Source organism: Mannheimia sp. E30BD (assembly GCF_041807785.1).
Lineage (GTDB): Bacteria > Pseudomonadota > Gammaproteobacteria > Enterobacterales > Pasteurellaceae > Mannheimia.
The window spans coordinates 1-1,875 of record NZ_JBGTYX010000049.1; the positions used below are offsets into that span (position 1 = coordinate 1).

General features: G+C 51.3%; 1 rRNA gene. It reads right to left on the bottom strand.

The window, feature by feature from the left end:
• Positions 1-3: 3 nt before the first annotated feature.
• A 23S ribosomal RNA gene (locus ACERCG_RS12135) occupies positions 4-1,875 on the bottom strand; the annotation flags it as partial.

The window sequence follows — 1,875 nt, forward strand, 5'->3', positions numbered from 1 at the left end:
TGTATAGTCAAGCCTCACGAGCAATTAGTATTGGTCAGCTTCATGCATCACTGCACTTCCACATCCAACCTATCAACGTCGTAGTCTTCAACGGCTCTTTAGAGGACATAAAGTCCTGGGGAAATCTTATCTTGAGGTAGGCTTCCCGCTTAGATGCTTTCAGCGGTTATCCCTTCCGAACATAGCTACCCGGCGATGCGACTGGCGTCACAACCGGTACACCAGAGGTTCGTCCACTCTGGTCCTCTCGTACTAGGAGCAGATCCTCTCAAATTTCCAACGCCCACGGTAGATAGGGACCGAACTGTCTCACGACGTTCTAAACCCAGCTCGCGTACCTCTTTAAATGGCGAACAGCCATACCCTTGGGACCTGCTTCAGCCCCAGGATGAGATGAGCCGACATCGAGGTGCCAAACACCGCCGTCGATATGAACTCTTGGGCGGTATCAGCCTGTTATCCCCAGAGTACCTTTTATCCGTTGAGCGATGGCCCTTCCATTCAGNCAGGATGAGATGAGCCGACATCGAGGTGCCAAACACCGCCGTCGATATGAACTCTTGGGCGGTATCAGCCTGTTATCCCCAGAGTACCTTTTATCCGTTGAGCGATGGCCCTTCCATACAGAACCACCGGATCACTAAGACCTACTTTCGTACCTGCTCGACTTGTGGGTCTCGCAGTTAAGCGCGCTTTTGCCTTTATACTCTACGCGTGATTTCCGACCACGCTGAGCGCACCTTCGTACTCCTCCGTTACTCTTTAGGAGGAGACCGCCCCAGTCAAACTACCCACCAGACATGGTCCTCGCTCCAGATAATGGAGCAGAGTTAGAACCTCAATATTACCAGGGTGGTATTTCAAGATTGGCTCCACAGCAACTAGCGTCGCTGCTTCAAAGCCTCCCACCTATCCTACACAAGTAAGATCAAAGTTCAATGTCAAGCTGCAGTAAAGGTTCACGGGGTCTTTCCGTCTAGCCGCGGGTACACCGCATCTTCACGGCGAATTCGATTTCACTGAGTCTCTGCTGGAGACAGCGCCCCCATCATTATGCCATTCGTGCAGGTCGGAACTTACCCGACAAGGAATTTCGCTACCTTAGGACCGTTATAGTTACGGCCGCCGTTTACTGGGGCTTCGATCAAGAGCTTCGCTTACGCTAACCCCATCAATTAACCTTCCAGCACCGGGCAGGCATCACACCCTATACGTCCACTTTCGTGTTTGCAGAGTGCTATGTTTTTAATAAACAGTTGCAGGGGCCTGGTTTCTGTGGCTGCTCTCAGCTCAGGAAGCAAGTTCCATCACCAAAAGCAGCGTACCTTCTCCCGAAGTTACGGTACCATTTTGCCTAGTTCCTTCAGCAGAGTTCTCTCAAGCGCTTTGGTCTACTCGACCTGACCACCTGTGTCGGTTTCGGGTACGATTCCTGTGTAACTGAAGCTTAGAGACTTTTCCTGGAAGCATGGTATCAGCCACTTCACTGTACAAGTACAGCTTGCTATCAGCTCTCAGCATAGAGCACCCCGGATTTGCCTAAGATGCATGCCTACAGCCTTCCACCTGGACAACCAACGCCAGGCTGACTTAACCTTCTCCGTCCTCTCATCGCATTACACAGAAGTATTGGAATATTAACCAATTTCCCATCGACTACGCCTCTCGGCCTCGCCTTAGGGGTCGACTCACCCAGCCCCGATTAACGTTGGACTGGAACCCTTGGTCTTTCAGCGTGCGAGTTTTTCACTCGCATTGTCGTTACTCACGTCAGCATTCGCACTTCTGATACCTCCAGCAGACTTCTCAATCCACCTTCATCGGCTTACAGAACGCTCCCCTACCACTTGCAATAAATTGCAAATCCGCAGCTTC